15 protein-coding genes and 2 tRNA genes are annotated in these 18,823 nt (G+C 51.4%); 3 read left to right on the plus strand and 14 right to left on the minus strand.

The features are described from left to right. Positions 1 to 20: 20 nt before the first annotated feature. The 8 genes from rimP to rlmE all read right to left on the minus strand — a co-directional run bounded on the left by rimP (position 21) and on the right by rlmE (position 6,393). Positions 21 to 476 (minus strand): ribosome maturation factor RimP, encoded by a 456-nt coding sequence (rimP, locus tag FH974_RS12955; protein ID WP_047886501.1) that lies wholly within the window; start codon positions 474 to 476, stop codon positions 21 to 23. Positions 477 to 656: 180 nt separating this feature from the next. After that, positions 657 to 733, minus strand: a tRNA-Met gene (locus FH974_RS12960). Positions 734 to 791: 58 nt separating this feature from the next. Continuing rightward, positions 792 to 876: transfer RNA gene (locus FH974_RS12965), tRNA-Leu, on the minus strand. 11 nt (positions 877 to 887) lie between these two features. Further along, positions 888 to 1,220 carry a preprotein translocase subunit SecG gene (gene secG, locus FH974_RS12970; RefSeq protein ID WP_047886500.1) on the minus strand — a complete coding sequence of 111 codons (333 nt, stop codon included), beginning with the start codon at positions 1,218 to 1,220 and terminating at the stop codon, positions 888 to 890. 198 nt (positions 1,221 to 1,418) lie between these two features. Further along, complete coding sequence (glmM, locus tag FH974_RS12975) at positions 1,419 to 2,756, minus strand: phosphoglucosamine mutase (protein ID WP_047886499.1); 1,338 nt, start codon at positions 2,754 to 2,756, stop codon at positions 1,419 to 1,421. A gap of 65 nt (positions 2,757 to 2,821) precedes the next feature. Then, the gene (gene folP, locus FH974_RS12980) at positions 2,822 to 3,652 is read right to left on the minus strand and encodes a dihydropteroate synthase (protein ID WP_047886498.1); all 831 of its coding nucleotides are present in this window, start codon (positions 3,650 to 3,652) and stop codon (positions 2,822 to 2,824) included. A gap of 87 nt (positions 3,653 to 3,739) precedes the next feature. Continuing rightward, positions 3,740 to 5,713 (minus strand): ATP-dependent zinc metalloprotease FtsH, encoded by a 1,974-nt coding sequence (gene ftsH / locus FH974_RS12985; RefSeq protein ID WP_207103332.1) that lies wholly within the window; start codon positions 5,711 to 5,713, stop codon positions 3,740 to 3,742. A 50-nt stretch (positions 5,714 to 5,763) separates the two neighbouring features. Then, positions 5,764 to 6,393 (minus strand): 23S rRNA (uridine(2552)-2'-O)-methyltransferase RlmE, encoded by a 630-nt coding sequence (rlmE, locus tag FH974_RS12990; RefSeq protein ID WP_047886496.1) that lies wholly within the window; start codon positions 6,391 to 6,393, stop codon positions 5,764 to 5,766. A gap of 137 nt (positions 6,394 to 6,530) precedes the next feature. On the opposite strand from rlmE, the gene yhbY reads away from it, so the two are divergent. Next, entirely contained in the window at positions 6,531 to 6,827 is a 297-nt protein-coding gene (yhbY, locus tag FH974_RS12995) for a ribosome assembly RNA-binding protein YhbY (protein ID WP_047886495.1), read from the plus strand. A gap of 96 nt (positions 6,828 to 6,923) precedes the next feature. Here the strand turns inward: yhbY and greA are convergent, their stop codons facing one another. Continuing rightward, positions 6,924 to 7,397 carry a transcription elongation factor GreA gene (gene greA / locus FH974_RS13000; protein ID WP_047886494.1) on the minus strand — a complete coding sequence of 158 codons (474 nt, stop codon included), beginning with the start codon at positions 7,395 to 7,397 and terminating at the stop codon, positions 6,924 to 6,926. 498 nt (positions 7,398 to 7,895) lie between these two features. Between greA and FH974_RS13005 the strand changes: the two genes are divergently transcribed. Beyond that, positions 7,896 to 8,900: a porin gene (locus FH974_RS13005; RefSeq protein WP_047886493.1), complete on the plus strand. Its 1,005-nt coding sequence runs from the start codon at positions 7,896 to 7,898 to the stop codon at positions 8,898 to 8,900. A 118-nt stretch (positions 8,901 to 9,018) separates the two neighbouring features. After that, entirely contained in the window at positions 9,019 to 10,434 is a 1,416-nt protein-coding gene (gene dacB, locus FH974_RS13010) for a serine-type D-Ala-D-Ala carboxypeptidase (protein WP_207103333.1), read from the plus strand. A gap of 118 nt (positions 10,435 to 10,552) precedes the next feature. On the opposite strand, the gene FH974_RS13015 is transcribed toward dacB, so the two are convergent. The 5 genes from FH974_RS13015 to ispH form a co-directional block, all read right to left on the minus strand. After that, positions 10,553 to 11,407 (minus strand): magnesium transporter, encoded by an 855-nt coding sequence (locus FH974_RS13015; protein ID WP_047886491.1) that lies wholly within the window; start codon positions 11,405 to 11,407, stop codon positions 10,553 to 10,555. A gap of 516 nt (positions 11,408 to 11,923) precedes the next feature. Continuing rightward, entirely contained in the window at positions 11,924 to 15,154 is a 3,231-nt protein-coding gene (gene carB / locus FH974_RS13020; RefSeq protein ID WP_047886490.1) for a carbamoyl-phosphate synthase large subunit, read from the minus strand. Between the two features lie 16 nt (positions 15,155 to 15,170). Then, the gene (carA, locus tag FH974_RS13025; protein ID WP_207103334.1) at positions 15,171 to 16,310 is read right to left on the minus strand and encodes a glutamine-hydrolyzing carbamoyl-phosphate synthase small subunit; all 1,140 of its coding nucleotides are present in this window, start codon (positions 16,308 to 16,310) and stop codon (positions 15,171 to 15,173) included. A 640-nt stretch (positions 16,311 to 16,950) separates the two neighbouring features. Continuing rightward, the gene (gene dapB, locus FH974_RS13030; protein ID WP_047886488.1) at positions 16,951 to 17,760 is read right to left on the minus strand and encodes a 4-hydroxy-tetrahydrodipicolinate reductase; all 810 of its coding nucleotides are present in this window, start codon (positions 17,758 to 17,760) and stop codon (positions 16,951 to 16,953) included. Positions 17,761 to 17,877: 117 nt separating this feature from the next. Beyond that, on the minus strand, positions 17,878 to 18,822 hold the full coding sequence (gene ispH, locus FH974_RS13035) for a 4-hydroxy-3-methylbut-2-enyl diphosphate reductase (protein ID WP_047886487.1): 945 nt from the start codon (positions 18,820 to 18,822) through the stop codon (positions 17,878 to 17,880). Position 18,823 lies beyond the last annotated feature (1 nt).

Genomic DNA, 18,823 nt, shown 5'->3' on the forward strand with positions numbered 1-18,823 from the left:
CTAATGCCCCAATTTAGCGGTTAGAATTTTGGAACCAGGTTGGCTTTGGAAATATTGCTAAGTGCAAATGTTTCTTCATTGCCATCAACGTTTAACGTAACTAGCTCGCCATCAACGGCAACGATGTCACCTTTCCACTTACGACGGTTGCCCATCGCCATTTTCAATACCAGGCTGACCTCGTGGCCAATAAATTGTTGGTAATGTGCGGCTTTAAATAGCGGCCTTTCCAGACCCGGGGAAGAAACCTCCAGGTTGTAAGCAACAGTAATTGGATCTTCAACATCCATTACCGCACTGATCTGGCGGCTCACTTCGGCACAATCTTCTACTGTGATCCCGTTTTCGTGATCAATGTAGACACGCAGTGTCGAGTGTTCGCCTGCGCGGATAAATTCCAGACCCACCAGCTCGTAGCCTGTAGCCGTTACCGGCGCTTCAAGCAGTTCGGTCAATTGCATCTCTAAAGCTGTCAAAACAACCCCCCGGAAACAAAAAAAGGGCTATAAAGCCCAGTAGATACCTGAATGGTCATATTTCAGATAATAAAAAACCCCGAATTACGGGGTTTATTATCACTGGACCCTGATAATCACAGTTCTTACTGTGACTGAAAAAACACACTTCCTTACAAGGATAGTTGTTTTTTCGGAAAGTGGTTGCGGGGGCCGGATTTGAACCAACGACCTTCGGGTTATGAGCCCGACGAGCTACCAAGCTGCTCCACCCCGCGTCCGTAATCTGATGCGAATTATATCGTTCAGAGGTTACTCTTTCAAGTAACGAAACAATGGTGCCGAGAAGGGGACTTGAACCCCTACACCTTACGGCACTAGCACCTCATGCTAGCGTGTCTACCAATTTCACCATCTCGGCTAAATTCTTAGTTACTGAGGAATGTCACTGTTAACTGGTGCATTCTCAGTTTTTTCAACCACTTGCTCAGTTGCTGGGGCACTTAGGTCTTCCCAACCGCTGTTTTCGTGTGCTTGTTTAGTGCTCATGTTACCCAGCACCAGGCTAATCACGAAGAAGATGGTTGCAAAAATTGCGGTCATTCGGGTCAGAAAGTTACCAGAGCCGCTTGCGCCAAACAGTGTACCTGAAGCGCCAGCCCCGAATGAAGCTCCCATATCTGCGCCTTTACCTTGTTGAACCAAAACCAGGCCAATCACACCAAGCGCAGCCAACAGATAAATCACAAGTAGAATTTCGTACATGGGTTCCACCTATGGTTAAGTTGTTGTGCCGGCTTTGCTTTAGCAGTGCCAGCGCACCCCTTCCTAAGGAGCGGGATGAATACTAGCGAAAGCGCTCTTTAGTGACAAGTAAAATTTCATCGAAAAATCAGTTTCGTGAATCACCTGTCGAAGAAATAAGCAAAACCGGCGCTCTTCCTGACGCGAACACGCGCGCCATTAACAGTTGTCTTTGACGGCCTGCGCTATTTGCTGTGCGGATGCTTCAACCAGCTCGGCATCCTCACCTTCAACCATCACCCGGATCAGCGGTTCTGTGCCGGATTTTCGCAGCAGAACGCGACCTTTATTACCCAGTTTAGCTTCTACAGCTGCCTGGGCAGACAATACCGCATCTGATTCCAGCGGATTGGAATCCCCCGAGAATCGCACATTGACCAGCACCTGCGGGTACATGGTCATGCCATCGGCCAGCTCTTTCAGTGACATTTTACTGCCAACCATCGCAGCCATGATCTGCAGCCCCGCTACAATACCGTCACCGGTTGTGACTTTATCCAGCAGGATCACGTGACCAGAGTTTTCTGCACCAATCAGCCAATTATGTTTTTGCAGCTCTTCCATGACATAGCGGTCACCCACTTTGGCACGAACGAACGGAATCCCCAGTTGTTTGAGGGCATTTTCCATCCCCAGGTTGGTCATCAGCGTACCAACAACACCACCTTTCAGCTCGCCACGGCGCAGGGCATCACGGGCAATGATGTAGGCAATCTGATCGCCGTCGATTTTGTTGCCCTCTTCATCCACCATGATCACCCGGTCACCATCGCCGTCCAGTGCAATGCCAAAGTTCGCCTTCTCTTCTAGCACTTTCGCCTGCAGGGCTGCAACATCAGTCGCGCCGACCTGATCATTGATGTTGGTACCGTTCGGGGAACACCCGATAGTGATCACTTCAGCACCCAGCTCTTTAAAGACATTCGGGGCGATGTGATAAGTGGCACCGTGAGCACAGTCGACAACAATTTTGTAGCCGGCCAGATCGTATTTGCTCGGGAAAGTGCCTTTGCAAAACTCAATGTAACGTCCGGCGGCATCGTTGATACGGTATGCTTTCCCCAGCAGCGCAGACTCCACACAGGTCAGCGGCTTGTCCATTTCTTCTTCGATAGCCAGCTCAACCTCATCCGGCAGTTTGGTGCCTTCCGAAGAAAAGAACTTGATCCCGTTGTCGTAATACGGATTGTGGGATGCAGAAATCACAATGCCCGCTTCTGCCCGGAAAGTGCGGGTCAGATAAGCAACAGCTGGTGTAGGCATCGGACCGGTAAATGCTGCCTGCAGCCCCGCCGCCGCCAGACCTGCTTCCAGTGCTGATTCCAGCATGTAACCGGAAATACGGGTATCCTTACCAATAATTACTTTTCGGGTTCCTTCTTTGGCCAGAACCCGTCCGGCCGCCCAACCCAGTTTAAGAACAAAATCAGGCGTGATTGGCGCTTTGCCCACAAACCCGCGCACCCCGTCGGTGCCAAAATATTTACGCTCTGCCATGAATCACTCCTAGCAACTAATGATTTCAACCAGGGTTGTTATAATTTCAGACCCGTCTGATGTGATTAACGCTGCGCCAGCGTCATTTCACACACCTTCAGTACATCGACGGTTTCTTTAGCATCGTGTACCCGGATGATCTGCGCACCTTTCATGGCGGCAATCGCGGCGCACGCCAGACTTCCGGCCAGACAGTCCGCTGGCTGTTTCTCTAATAATTTATGAATCATTGATTTACGCGACATCCCCACCAACAGGGGCAAACCGAACTGATGGAACGACTCGAGATGCGCCAGCAGCCGGTAGTTATGCTCAAGGGTTTTACCAAATCCAAACCCCGGATCCAACAATAGCTTATCGCGGGCAATGCCTGCCGCTTCGCAAGCGGCGACCCGCTCAGCCAAAAAGTCGCCGACATCCGCAATTACATCCTGATAGGAAGGTTCTGCCTGCATGGTCCGAGGCTGTCCCTGCATATGCATCAGACAAACCGGCACCCCGGCAGCAGCCGCAGCAGCCAGTGCACCAGGCTCCCGTAGCGCACGAATATCATTGATCAGATCCGCACCGGCTTTGACTGACTCCGTCATGACTTCGGCTTTGCTGGTATCAATGGAGATCCAGCAGTCGAATCGCTGGCTGATGGCTTCAATTACCGGGATGACCCGGTCCAACTCGTCCTGCTGACTGACATCCGCCGCACCCGGGCGGGTTGATTCACCACCGATATCCAAAATAGTCGTACCGGCAGCCAGCATCTCTTCGGCATGACGTAATGCCGCATCCATCCGGTTGAAACGGCCGCCATCAGAAAAGGAGTCTGGTGTGACATTGAGGATCCCCATGGTATGGGGACGTGACAGATCCAGGGTTTTCTCTTTATTCGTCAGAATCAAGTTTTGGCTCCTCAACTGGTTCAATTCCATGAGCATAAAACAATAAAAAACCCCGACCAGAGCCGGGGTTTAAATCATATCGGGCGGTTATGCGTTTGGCTTATCATCTTCACTGCGATGAATCGCCGGTGCATCGGCAGTTTCCTGCTCGTCATCCACCTCTTGGGCTGGCGCTTGCTCAGCAGTTTGTTCTGCTTTGGCTTCGTGCGGCTCACCCACTTTCATGGTGTCGTTTTCGTCACCCCAACCTTTTGGTGCGCGAATCACTTCTTTGCGCTTCATCAGGTCGTCAATCTGGCCGGCATCGATGGTTTCATACTTCATCAGTGCATCTTTCATCGAGTGCATGATGTCCATGTTAGCCATCAGAATCTCACGGGCACGCTCGTAATTACGATCGATAATTGCACGTACTTCCGCATCGATAGCGCGCGCTGTTTCATCAGACATGTGCTTGGTTTTCGTGACCGAACGACCCAGGAACACTTCGCCTTCATCTTCAGCATACAACAGTGGACCCATCTTCTCGGAGAAGCCCCACTGTGTCACCATCTTACGGGCGATTTCGGTCGCACGTTCGATATCGTTTGATGCACCAGTAGATACTTTTTCTATACCGTAGATCAGTTCTTCTGCCAGACGACCGCCGTACAGGCTGGAAATCATCGATTCCAGGTACTCACGTGAGTGGCTGACACGATCCTGCTCAGGCAGGTACATGGTCACACCCAGCGCTCGGCCGCGTGGAATGATAGACACTTTATAAACAGGGTCATGATCCGGTACCAGGCGACCAATAATAGCGTGGCCCGCTTCATGGTATGCCGTGGACTCTTTCTGCTCCTGCGTCATCACCATAGACTTACGCTCAGCACCCATCATGATCTTGTCTTTGGCCAGTTCAAACTCAACCATAGACACGGTGCGCTTGTTACCACGCGCCGCAAACAACGCCGCTTCGTTCACCAAGTTAGCCAGGTCAGCACCAGAGAAGCCTGGAGTACCACGTGCAATCAGCTCAGGTTTCACATCACCATCCAGTGGCACTTTACGCATGTGCACTTTCAGGATCTGCTCACGACCACGAACATCCGGCAGACCAACGACCACCTGACGGTCGAAACGACCAGGACGCAGCAGAGCCGGGTCCAGAACGTCCGGACGGTTGGTTGCCGCAATCACGATAATGCCTTCATTACCTTCAAAGCCGTCCATTTCAACCAGCATCTGGTTCAGGGTTTGCTCACGCTCATCGTGACCACCACCGACACCAGCGCCACGCTGACGACCCACCGCATCAATCTCATCAATAAAGATGATACAAGGTGCAGCTTTCTTGGCTTGCTCGAACATGTCACGGACACGGGATGCACCCACACCGACGAACATTTCAACGAAGTCAGAACCAGAGATAGTAAAGAACGGTACTTTGGCTTCACCGGCGATGGCTTTTGCCAGCAGGGTTTTACCGGTACCTGGAGGACCAACCATCAGAACACCAGTCGGAATCTTACCGCCCAGTTTCTGGAAGCGGCTTGGATCACGCAGGTAATCCACCAGCTCTTTCACATCTTCCTTGGCTTCATCACAGCCAGCGACGTCTGCAAAGGTGGTTTTGATCTGGTCTTCACTCATCATACGGGCTTTCGATTTACCGAACGACATGGCACCTTTGCCACCCCCGCCCTGCATCTGACGCATGAAGAAGATCCAGACCCCGATCAGCAACAGCATCGGGAACCAGGAAATGAAAATAGATGCTAACAAGCTAGGTTCTTCTGGTGGAGTACCCAGCACTTTAACATTTGCGTTAATCAGATCGTCTAACAGCTTTTGATCGTTGTAGACAGGCAGATAGGTGACGTATCGCGTGTTATCACGTTTGAATACGGTAATTTCACGATCATTGAATCGCACTTCCCTAATCTGATCCTGACCGATTTCACGGACAAAGGTTGTATAGTCGACTTGACGGCCAGCATTATCACCGGGTCCGAAGCTCTGAAAAACAGACATCAGAACCACAGCGATGACTAACCACAGAATCAAGTTTTTTGCCATGTCACTCAAGGTGTTAACCTCGCGATAACTAAATAAATGAATTTAGGGTACTACAGTTTGTAACCTGTAGCTACAATATATACCTCACGAGAGCGATCCCGCGATGAATCCGGTTTGCGGATTTTGACCACTTTGAACATAGAGCGCACTTCCGCCAGATATGGGTCAAAGCCTTCACCTTGAAAAACTTTTACCGCAAAGCTGCCGTTAGGCGCAAGTACTTGTCTACACATATCTAATGCTAGTTCAACAAGATACATTGCTCTAGGCTGATCTGATGCCAGGTTACCACTCATGTTAGGCGCCATGTCCGACAGAACCACATCGACCATGTCCGGCTGAATACGCTCCAACAGAGCATCCAACACGGCTTCCTCACGGAAATCACCTTGCAGGAAGCTTACGCCCGGCAGTGAGTCCATTGGCAGAATGTCACAGGCAATCACCTGACCTTCGTCACCAACAATCTCAGCCGCATACTGTGACCAGCCGCCAGGTGCCGCCCCCAGATCCACGACTGTCATACCAGGTTTCAGAAGCTTATCTTTTTTCTGGATTTCTTCAATTTTGAAGATGGCACGGGAGCGGTAGCCCTTTTTTTGTGCTTCCTGAACATATTTGTCATCAAAATGTTCTTTCAGCCAACGGCCGGAGCTGGCCGAATGCTTTTTTTTACTCATGATTTACCTAATGAGTTTGGGGACTTATCAAGTATACTCAGCAACACCATTGATGGCGTATACTAAACAAATTAGTCATCCAGACTATATGGCGTTAGAATACGCGGTTTTCAACCCTAGAATGAAATAGAGTCGACATGAATCTAAGCACCAAGCAGAAGCAATACCTTAAAGGTCTTGCGCACAACCTAAAACCTGTAGTCTTAATGGGTGCAAATGGCTTAACTGAAGCCGTGCTGGCCGAAATCGAACTGGCACTTGACCACCATGAGCTTATCAAGGTTAAGGTTGCTGCTGAAGAGCGCGAAACCAAGTTTTTGATCGTTGATGCCATTGTTCGCGAAACCAAAGCTGAAAAGGTTCAGGTTATCGGGAACACGCTGGTTCTTTACCGTCAAAGTGAAAATCGAAAAATCGAATTGCCACGCAAATAAAAAAGGCCGCCGCTGCGGCCTTTTTTATACCTCAATCACGGCAGGGTGTGCCGTGATTTTTATCTGATAGTCACAATTTCTAACAAATTCTGCTGGTTACAGGTAGGCAACGTCAGAAATTTCGAATTCGCGCTTACCGCCCGGCGTCGTGATTGACACTTCGTCGTCTTGCATTTTACCAATCAGACCACGAGCGATCGGCGAGTTCACAGAGATACGACCCGCTTTGATGTCAGCTTCGTCATCACCTACGATCTGGTAGGTCACTTCTTCATCGGTATCAATGTCGATCAGCGTAACTGTCGAGCCGAAAATCACTTTGCCAGCGTTCTGCATCTTAGTCACATCGATCACCTGCGCCATCGACAGCTTGTACTCGATGTCGCGAATTTGTGCTTCACAAATGCCCTGCTCTTCACGCGCAGCGTGGTATTCTGCGTTTTCCTTCAGGTCACCCAGTTCGCGTGCTTCTGCAATCGCTTGAGAGATCAGCGGGCGACGTTTCATCAGAATATCCAGTTCTTCACGCAGCATCTTTTCGCCGCGCACTGTCATTGGAATCTTATCCATATTTTTATTTACCTCAACGCCCGTATAGCCAAGGCTATAGAAGGCAAAACAAAGCCAGCCCGGCGACCAGGCCGAACCATATCAATTAAAGGGAACGCTTCATTCTAAACAAAGATTCCTCAGAGATCACCTTTGTTCCTCAGCAACCCTCCTCAAACCGGCGAAATTCGCAGTCTTCTGACAAGGCCTAACGAATGCCACAAAATAAGTATATGTAGCAGATCACAAATATACGCAAAGTAACAAATTAACCCTACGTTTTAGATGTCAATAAAAGACTAAAAACAACTAAAAAGCCACAACCTAAAGGAACTTCCAAGTTTTAAAGTAAACACCTGAAAAACAAGGATTAAAAATATCTAAAATGCACAATTTTCCTTTTGGATAAGTATTTTTCAGTTTTTTTTACTAACAGTTCGCCAGGCACAACCAGTAAAAAGAACACTATGCATTTAGCACAAGAATGCATCAGACAAAAAATTCCAAAAGGATTCGATAATGAACAAGACACTGATTGCACTGACAGTAGCAGCGGCTTCAATCTCTTCTGTAGCTACAGCCGCAGAAGTTTACTCGGACGAAACTTCTAGCCTGGCAATTGGCGGCCGTTTCGAAGCTCGTGGCGTTATGAAAGAAAACGACCAGGGCAGCAACAAAGTCACCGATAAATCACGTGTACGTATCAACGTAGCAGGTAAAACTGACATCACTGATTCTCTGTACGGTATCGGTTTCTGGGAAGGCGAGTACACCAGCTCTGGCTCTTCTGACGACAAAGGTGATGTCAACAACCGTCACCTGAACGCAGGTATCGGCGGCGACTTTGGTAAAGTGGTATACGGTAAAACTGACGGCTCTCTGGGCATGATCACTGACTTTACCGATATCATGGCTTACCACGGTAACGAAGCGGGTAACAAAGTAGCTGCAGCTGACCGTGCCGGTGACAACCTGGCTTACACCGGTTCTTTCGATCTGGGCGGCAACAACCTGACTCTGAAAGCGAACTACGTGTTTGACGACGGCAAAGGCTCTGAAGGTCTGGACGACGGTTACTCTGTAGGTGCAATCTACGCTCTGGACATGGGTCTGGCGTTCGGTGCAGGTTACGGTGAGCAAGACACAGCGACTAACAGTGCATTTAACGGCGAAACTCAGAAGCAAACATTCGGTGCAATCTCTTACACCGTGGGTGACTTCTACTTTGCGGGTCTGTACCAAGACGCTCGCCACACTGAAGAAAACTCTGACAAACAACGTGGTTACGAATTCGCAGCGTCTTACACTATGGATAAGACTGTATTCATCGCGACTTACAACTTCCGTGAAGACCGTTCAAACGACGTTGACCTGAACGACTCGATTGCTATTGATGCGACTCACTACTTCAACAGCAACTTCCGTACTTACGCGTCTTACAAGTTCAACCTGCTGGATTCTGACAAAGTAGGTAAAGCGAACGCATCTGACGAGTTCGTACTGGGTGCTCGTTACGACTTCTAATGCAATGGTTGCCTGACAAAGGCAAAGTCATTACATAGACTTTACAGCGTCAGCCTTCGGGTTGGCGCTGTTTTGTTTTATGATGACTGACCCTGACACGCAATGCAAAAGGCCACTTATGCTGCGAATACTGTTTTCGACTCTCGCCCTGTTCCTGACTACTCAGGTGCACGCTTCTTCTATATCACTCCAGCAAGCGCTGAGTCAGTTGCCTGACGGCAATGATACAGCGTTACTGGTTGCCGACAGCCAGACCGGCGAAGTCCTTTACCAGCAGCGGGCCGATCAACTGCAGCCACCTGCCAGCACGCAGAAAATGCTGACTGCGCTGGCTGCCCAGCTGTACCTCGGGCCTCAATACCGCTTTACCACTCGGGTGGAAACCCGCGGCAATGATCTGATTTTCCGTTTCAGTGGTGACCCGACTCTGACCCGCACGCAGCTGACCCAACTATTACAGCAACTCAAAAAGAAAGGCATCACCTCGATCAGCGGTGACATTTTGCTTAACGGCGGGCAGTTCACCAGCTACGAGCGTGCGCCTGGCTGGCCCTGGGACATTCTGGGCGTCTGTTATAGCGCGCCAGCCAGCAGCCTGACCCTGGAGCACAACTGTGTGCAGGGCGCACTGTATAGTAACCGCTCACTTGGCGAACCGACCCGGGTTAACATTCCTTCTCACCAGCCGATCACCGTGACCACAAATGCCGTCATCGTGAACAAAGCCCAGCATGAAGCCAGCCATTGCGAGCTGGAACTGGATATTGCCGGGACAGGCAACACCTACCACCTGGACGGTTGCCTAGTAAAACGCGACCAGCCCCTGCCACTCAAATTCGCGGTTCAGGATACAACGGACTACATCAGTAAAATTCTGCGCAGCGAGCTGACCCGCCAACGAATCAGCTTCAAGGGTAAAATTAAGCGGGATGATAAGGTGCAGGGCCAGCTTGTTGTCCAGCACCAGTCACAGCCGCTCAATGTCCTGCTGGATATCATGGTCAAAGCGTCAGATAACCTGATTGCCGATAACCTAACCAAAACCCTGGGTGCCCGCTACTACAAACAACCGGGCAGCTTCAAAAACGGTGTGGCCGCCATTGAAGCGATCCTGAAAGAAAAAGCCGGGATCACACTGGACAATGCGGTACTGGTCGACGGTTCCGGTCTCTCGCGCAATAACCGTTTAACTGCCGAACAAATGCTGCAAGTGATCGCTTACATTCGAAAGCATGACAACCAACTGGGGCTGCTGAAAACCTTCCCGGTCAGCGGCGAGAGCGGTACGCTGCAGTATCGGCGCAGCATCCGCCAGAAACCGCTTCAGGGCCAGATTCATGCTAAAAGCGGCTCACTGTATGGAACGTATAACCTAGCAGGGATCCTGACAGCAAAATCCGGCAGAGAGCTGTTGTTTGTCCAGCTGGTGACTAACTATCACCCACCAAAGCAGGATAAAAACGCACCGGCTGTCACACCTCCGATTCAGGCCTTTGAGAACACCTTGTACCATACGCTCTACGAGCAGTTTTGACGATCGCTCCCCTGCCTAGTCAGGACGGGGACATACAGATGAAAAAAAAGCGAGAGGCAGAACCTCTCGCTTTTTTATTGCTCAAACCGGATGGTCGTGAACTGGATAAAACGTTTAGCTAGGCCAGCCCCAGCACTGAGTTCACCGTGGTGAAGTAAATCACCATCCCGGTAATATCGACCACGGATGCCAGCACCGGGCTGACCAGTACTGCCGGATCCAGTTTGCACGCCCGGGCAATCATCGGTAGTACCCCGCCGACGGTGGTAGACAACACCACCTGTAAGGCAATGGCAATCCCGATCGCCAAAGCAATATCCGCCAGTTGCATTCCCACCGGCAGTACAGTGCTGTCACTGAACAGCAACACCCGGCCAACGATTACTGTCGCCAGTACCGCAGCAACAACCATCGCCACCCGGAATTCTTTCCACAGCACTTTCAGCCAGTCCCGACAATGTATCTCTTCCATTGCCAGAGCCCGCACCACCAACGTGGCAGCCTGAGAGCCGGTATTCCCGCCCGCCGCGGCAATCACCGGCATGTAAATCGCCAGCAGCACCAGCTGGCTCAATGTGTCCTCGTAATGCGAAATGATCAGCCCGGACACAATGCCGAGCAGTGCCAGCCCGACGATCCAGCCGATCCGCTCGCGCACATGGCTGAATACGCTGTTTTTCAAATAGTGCCCGGCCGGCTCGGCTTCCGAGCAGATCAAGCCCAGACCGTTAGCCAGGTGGCGCATACACACTTCTTCATCCATTTCATCCAGCAGATCCAACAACGTCTGAACATGACGCAGCGGAACTTCATGCAAGATTGCAATCGCCTCAGAAAGAGGCATTTTGACCAGCAGTGCAGCCTGCTCCGATAGATCGTATTTCAGCAGTGCATTGCGAGCAGCCAGAATATCAGTATGTACAAAAGGTTTATTTGTATCAGCAGCATGCGCTGCATAGTTCATTACCGCCATGGCGAATCTCCCGATTGGCAATGCCGTCTGTCACACAGACAGCTTGGGTAACGACCACCTGAATCGCACAGTGCCACCCTTAAAGCAGTGGACACCAAGGCACAACAGTGCCACGGCCTGATACCTGAAACAGAGGCAGGCAGATGCAATTCAATACAGAGAAAGAATGGGGAAAACCGGGGAAGAGTGTGTCAAAAAACTTATCAGCAGGATAAAAATGAGAACAGACTTTTCCGAACCTGAGAAACCGGGTTCGGACAATGAGAGACCGACACCGTCAGCAGGTTTGATTTTCCACCTTCATACTCGGGGGATGGTCGGTATCGTTCATTGAAGTCTCCAATAAATCATCAAGTCGCTTATGCGACGCTCTAATTGTACGCGATTCAGTTAGCAGTTCAATAGAGCCGCAGGACAAAAGTGTCAAATTTTCATCAGGATTTTATTGCCCTGTGAGAACCATAAAAAAGCCCGCTCTATAGAGCGGGCTGTGTGTACATCAAAATCAGTCAGCTATTACGCGATGTGCGCTTTCACGCGCGCGTGCAGCTCTTGAACAGACGTCACTTTGTTACGGTCATCTGCCGTCCAGGACATGCAGGTTGCGAAGGCAGCGTTCAGCGTCGTGGTGTAGTTCACCTTCTCCGCCAGTGCGCCGCGACGCAGTACTTTCGAGTCTTCAATCGCCTGACGGCCTTCCGCAGTGTTCACGATGTAGGTGTACTCATTGTTCTTGATACGGTCAAGAATATGAGGACGACCTTCGTGTACTTTGTTAACCAGACGCGGGTTGATGCCAGCTTCACCCAGTACGACCGCGGTGCCGTGTGTAGCATCCAGCTCGTAGCCCAGTTTGATCAGCTTGGAAGCCAGGTCGACAACACGCTGCTTGTCGTTACCACGAACTGACAGCAGTGCGCGTCCTTTTTCCTGCTTCACTTTGCCACAGCCCAATTCCGCTTTGGCAAAGGCTTCGGCAAACGTGTCGCCCACACCCATGACTTCACCAGTTGAGCGCATCTCAGGGCCCAGTAGCGGGTCAACGCCAGGGAACTTGTTAAATGGCAGCACCACTTCTTTCACCGAGTAGTACGGTGGAATGATCTCTTTGGTAAAGCCCTGCTGTTCCAGAGACTGGCCAGCCATAACGCGCGCGGCAATCTTCGCCAGCGGGGCACCTGTGGCTTTCGAAACGAATGGCACGGTACGGGCCGCTCGTGGGTTCACCTCAATCAGGTACACTTCGTTGTCTTTCACCGCAAACTGGGTGTTCATCAGACCACGCACGCCCAGCTCAAACGCCAGTTTCTCAACCTGACGACGCATTTCGTCCTGGATTTCCTGGCTCAGGGTGTAAGCCGGCAGAGAACAGGCTGAGTCACCGGAGTGAACGCCTGCCTGCTCGATGTGCTCCATGATACCGCCGATAACCACGCGCTCACCGTCGCAAATCGCATCCACGTCAACTTCAGTTGCGTCATCAAGGAAACGGTCCAGCAGTACCGGAGATTCGTTAGAAACGCTGACCGCTTCATTGAAGTAACGACGCAGGTCTGCTTCATCGTACACGATTTCCATCGCACGGCCGCCCAGTACATAAGAAGGACGAACCACCAGCGGGAAGCCAATTTCTTTCGACTTCTCAACCGCTTGCTCAATCGCAGTAACAGTTGCGTTATCTGGTTGCTTCAGGCCCAGACGCTCAACAGCCGCCTGGAAACGCTCACGGTCTTCAGCACGGTCAATCGCATCCGGGCTGGTACCGATAATCGGCACACCCGCCGCTTCCAGAGCGCGAGCCAGTTTCAGTGGAGTCTGACCACCGTACTGCACGATAACGCCTTTAGGCTTCTCGACACGAACGATAGACAGAACGTCTTCCAGAGTCACAGGCTCAAAGTACAGACGGTCAGACGTATCGTAGTCAGTCGATACCGTCTCTGGGTTACAGTTCACCATGATGGTTTCGTAACCGTCTTCACGCAGTGCCAGCGATGCATGGACACAGCAGTAGTCAAATTCGATACCCTGGCCGATACGGTTCGGGCCGCCACCCAGCACCATGATTTTATCTTTGTCGGTCGGCTGCGCTTCACATTCGTCATCGTAAGATGAGTACATGTAAGCCGTGTCTGAGGAAAACTCAGCCGCACAGGTATCCACGCGCTTGTACACCGGGTGGATGTCGTACTGGTCACGCAGTTTGCGAATTTCAGACTCCGCTACACCCAGCAGTTTCGCCAGACGCGCGTCCGCAAAGCCTTTACGTTTCAGCTTACGCAGTACATCCGCGTTCAGACCGGCAAAGCCACCTTCTTTGACTTCGTTTTCCATTTTCACCAGTTCTTCAATCTGAACCAGGAACCAGTGGTCAACGTTTGTCAGCTTGTAAACACCATCAACCGACATTCCGGCACGGAAAGCGTCAGCGATGTACCAGATACGCTCTGCACCCGGCTCTTTCAGCTCGTGGCGGATTTGAGTCAGTGCATCAGGCGCATCCAGGTCAACCATTTCATCGAAACCTGTGGCACCAACTTCCAAACCGCGCAGCGCTTTGTGCAGAGATTCCTGCTGGTTACGGCCAATCGCCATCACCTCGCCCACGGACTTCATCTGCGTGGTCAGACGGTCGTTAGCACCGGCAAATTTTTCGAAGTTAAAGCGTGGGATCTTCGTTACGACGTAATCGATGGTTGGCTCGAACGAGGCCGGTGTTGCGCCACCTGTGATGTCGTTCATCAGCTCGTCCAGCGTAAAACCAACGGCCAGTTTCGCCGCCACTTTCGCAATCGGGAAGCCTGTTGCTTTTGATGCCAGAGCAGAAGAGCGCGACACACGCGGGTTCATCTCGATGATAACCATGCGGCCATCTTTCGGGTTGATACCAAACTGTACGTTTGAACCGCCGGTTTCAACACCGATTTCGCGCAGAACCGCCAGCGAAGCATTACGCATCAGCTGGTATTCTTTATCCGTCAGGGTTTGCGCCGGAGCAACCGTGATAGAGTCACCGGTATGGATGCCCATCGCATCGAAGTTTTCGATAGCACAGACGATGATGCAGTTGTCGTTTTTATCACGAACCACTTCCATCTCGTACTCTTTCCAGCCAATCAGCGACTCGTCAATCAGCAGCTCGTTAGTCGGTGACAGGTCCAGACCACGGCGACAGATTTCTTCGAACTCTTCTTTGTTATACGCAATACCACCACCAGTACCACCCATGGTGAAAGACGGGCGGATAATACATGGGAAGCCCACCATATCCAGCACTTTATAGGCTTCTTCCATGGTTTTCGCGGTATCAGCGCGCGGACATTCCAGACCAATGGATTTCATCGCCGCATCAAAGCGAGAACGGTCTTCCGCCTTGTCGATAGCATCTGCTGTCGCACCAATCATCTCAACGCCGAACTCAGCCAATACGCCGTGACGTTCCAGATCCAGCGCACAGTTCAGTGCAGTCTGGCCGCCCATGGTCGGCAGCACAGCGTCAGGACGCTCTTTCTCGATGATCTTGCGGACCACTTCCCAGTGAATTGGCTCAATGTAGGTCGCATCAGCCATTTCCGGGTCAGTCATAATAGTGGCCGGGTTCGAGTTCACCAGAATGACACGGTAGCCTTCTTCACGAAGGGCTTTACAAGCCTGTGCACCTGAGTAGTCGAACTCACATGCCTGACCGATAACGATTGGGCCAGCACCCAGAATTAGAACACTTTTAATGTCAGTACGTTTTGGCATTGCTTACTACTCCGGCTTAGGCGCTGTGCTGTTTGATTAGTTCGATAAAGTGATCAAAAAGTGGTGCCGCGTCGTGCGGACCCGGGCTCGCCTCAGGGTGGCCCTGGAAGCTGAACGCAGGTTTGTCAGTGCGGTGAATCCCTTGCAGGGAGCCGTCAAACAGTGACTTATGGGTGGCACGCAGATTGTCCGGCAATGTTTCTTCGTCAGCTGCAAAGCCGTGGTTCTGGCTGGTAATCATCACGACGTTGCGATCTAGGTCTTTAACCGGGTGGTTGGCACCGTGGTGACCAAACTTCATCTTAACGGTCTTCGCCCCGCTAGCCAGAGCCAGAATCTGGTGGCCCAGACAGATGCCGAAAATCGGCAGACCTTTTTCCAGGAACACTTTGGTCGCTTCGATGGCATAGGTACATGGCTCCGGGTCACCCGGTCCGTTTGACAGGAAAACACCGTCCGGCTTAAGAGCCAGCACGTCTTCTGCCGACGTTTGCGCCGGAACGACAGTCAGACGACAGCCACGGTCAACCAGCATGCGCAGAATGTTGCGCTTGGCACCGAAGTCATACGCAACGACGTGGTATGGCAGCTCGCTGTCATCCTGCGCTTCAGGCAGCCCGCCTTCCAGCGTCCACGAACCTTGCTTCCACTCGTACATTTCCGTTGTTGAGACCACTTTCGCCAGGTCCATGCCTTTCAGACCCGGGAAATCTTTCGCTTTTGCCAGTGCCAGCGCTTCATCCAGGTTGTCGCCCGCCATGATACAGCCGTTCTGCGCGCCTTTTTCACGCAGCAGACGAGTCAGTTTGCGGGTGTCGATGTCAGCGATGCCAACGATGTTCTGGGATTTCAGGTAATCAGAAAGGGTTTGCTGACTACGGAAGTTGGAAGCGATAAGAGGGAGGTCGCGGATTACCAGGCCTTGAGCGTGGATGGAGGAGGATTCTTCGTCTTCGGAATTCGTTCCGGTATTGCCAATGTGGGGATAGGTAAGAGTAACGATCTGTTGAGAGTAAGAAGGGTCGGTGAGGATCTCTTGGTACCCCGTCATCGAGGTATTAAAAACAACTTCACCAACGGCCGAACCATCTGCCCCAATGGACACGCCGTGGAACACTGTCCCATCTTCCAGGACTAACAGCGCTGATTTACTCAAGACAACCTCCAAGAATAATAATAATGCAATAGAAACAAATAAATTTTCAGTTACTCATTCCATACAAAGTCAAAAGCCGAGTCAAGCGCATTTTTGACAAATTGCGCGCATTCTAGAGATGACCGTTTGCGCTGTCAACCTTTCACAATAAATTAATACAAGATTACAGCCAACTGACCCAAATTACGCATCAAGACTGACAAAAGAGCAAGAAAAGTCCTGTATTTCCATTCAACCCCGTACACCAAGAAAAATTTTATCGTTTGCTTTTTCCTGGAATGTTAAAAGAAAATAACTCACCTTAAAAACCGTCAAAAACCCCAAAGATAACCCAACATTTTGATGGCCAGACCACAAAAATCAACCACAAACCCACAAAAAACCAACCTTGAACCACGAAAACACCATACTCGGCAGACTTTGACGCAAACACCATAACCACAGATGAAATTTAACTATTTATGCAAAACATACTGAGTAAATCATCGCCACGCATACCCTAAAGGTATTTTTACGTTGCTATTGAGAAGCCGTAAAACAAAAAGGCCGCGACAAACGAGTCTCCCTGAAAAGAGAAACTACGTCTGTCACGGCCTTTAATCGGGTGTGTTTGGGGATATCTGTGTCGGAAGGTACCTGGTTACAGCTGATCCAGTCCCAATACATCCTGCATGGTGTAGAAGCCAGGCTGACGCTCATTGAGCCAGGCGGCGGCTCGCACAGCACCATTGGCGAAGGTCATGCGATCGGTCGCCTTATGCGTGATCTCTACCCGCTCACCAATGTCGGCAAACATCGCTGTGTGCTCACCCACAATGTCACCGGCACGGATAGTGGCAAAGCCGATTTCATCACGACGGCGCTCACCAGTGATCCCCTCTCGGGCGTAGACAGCCACGTCACTGAGTTTATTGCCCATGGCCCCGGCAATCGCTTCACCCATGCCAATCGCCGTGCCTGACGGCGCATCAACCTTGTGACGGTGATGAGCTTCAATAATCTCAATGTCACAGTAGTCACCCATCACTTTGGCGGCTTTCTCAAGCAACTTAAACACCAGGTTCACCCCGACGCTATAGTTCGGTGCCATCACAATCGGCGTCGTCTTGGCGGCTTCATCGATCAGCTCGCGCTCCTGCTCGGTAAAACCGGTTGTACCGATCACAATCTTTTTGCCATGCTGCTTACAGAAGGCCAGATTCGCCAGCGTCGCCACCGGCGCCGTAAAGTCGATCAATACATCAAAGTCATCCACGGCTTTCGCCAGATCATCAACAATAGTCACGGATACCGGTCCCAGACCAGCCAGTTCGCCAGCATCCACACCAACCAGTGTAGACTCCGGACGCTCTGTGGCAGCGCCTAGTTGTGCCTGCTCAGACAGGTGTGTCGCTTTCAGCAGCTGGCGGCCCATGCGTCCTGCCGCACCAGCAATCGCAATTCTTACCATTGCGTAATTTCTCCCTGGGTGAATTCGTTTCGGTGTCTCCCAATGTAGCCTGTTGAGACAGATAAAAAAAGCCCCGGCGACTGGCCGGGGCTCGGATTAATGCCAGGCTGAGCTCAATCAGCCGACGTTTTTGACCTGCAGCTCGCGCGGCACTTCAAAAAACATATTTTCTTCACGGCCAGTCAGCTCTTCCACTTCCGCGCCGGTCAGCGCCTGAATACGGGCGATGATCTGATTAACCAGCTCTTCTGGTGCCGAGGCCCCTGCGGTAACGCCAATTTTGCCTTTGTCGATAAACCAGCTGCTGTCGATATCCTCGGCGCAGTCAGTCAGGTAACCCGGAGTACCAAGCTTTTCAGCCAGTTCACGCAGGCGGTTTGAGTTAGAAGAGTTTTTAGACCCCACCACAATCATCACATCAACATCGGCGGCCATTTCACGCACGGCATCCTGGCGGTTCTGAGTCGCGTAACAGATATCGTCTTTGCGCGGGCCCTGAATCTCCGGGAACACTTCCCGCAGTTTGTTGATCACATCTGCCGTTTCATCAACAGACAGAGTGGTCTGGCTGACGTAATGCAGGTTGCTTGGGTCTTTAACCGGCAGCCCTTCCACATCCTCTGGTTTCTCGACCAGATACATGCCGCCGGTTTCACTCGCATACTGCCCCATAGTGCCTTCCACTTCCGGATGGCCGGCGTGGCCAATCAGCACCACTTCCATATTCCGGCGACTGGCGCGGGCAACTTCCATATGGACCTTGGTAACCAGTGGACAGGTTGCGTCAAACACTGTCAAGTTACGGGCCTTGGCTTCGTTGCGAACCGCCTGCGACACGCCGTGAGCAGAGAAGATCACGATGTTGTCATCCGGCACTTCGTGCAGCTCTTCGACAAAAATCGCGCCGCGCTGCTTCAGCCCTTCCACCACAAAGCGGTTATGGACAACTTCATGGCGAACGTAGATTGGCGGCTGGTAAAGTTCCAGCGCACGCTCGACGATACTGATCGCGCGGTCAACACCGGCACAGAAACCACGGGGGTTTGCGAGTAAGATTTTCATT

The organism is Photobacterium ganghwense, assembly GCF_017329545.1.
Classification (GTDB): Bacteria; Pseudomonadota; Gammaproteobacteria; order Enterobacterales; family Vibrionaceae; genus Photobacterium; species Photobacterium ganghwense.